General features: G+C 71.7%; 1 protein-coding gene. It reads right to left on the reverse strand.

All coding sequences use genetic code 11. The annotated features are described in order from the left end of the window. The coding region (locus ACMUOY_RS20610; protein WP_413894579.1) for a TGS domain-containing protein at positions 1–272 on the reverse strand (272 nt) is incomplete at both ends.

Below are 272 nucleotides of genomic sequence, written 5' to 3' on the forward strand. Positions count from 1 at the left end.
CAGCGACAGCGCGGTGCGGCCTTCGCGCTGCAGCAGCTTTTCGACCATCTCGCGGCCGCGCGCCACGGTCTCGCGCGTGTGCTGGGCGTTGAACCAGGCGCGCACCTTGGCCTTGCTGCGCGGGCTGCGGATGTAGCCCAGCTCGGCATTCAGCCAGTCGAGTGACGGCCCGCCCTCCTTGGCGGCCACCACCTCCACCGTCTGGCCGTTGGCCAGCGGGGTGTTCAGCGGCACCATGGCACCGTCGACACGTGCACCGCGGCAGCGGTGGC

This window comes from Candidatus Skiveiella danica (assembly GCF_022705245.1).
GTDB lineage: Bacteria > Pseudomonadota > Gammaproteobacteria > Burkholderiales > Burkholderiaceae_C > Skiveiella > Skiveiella danica.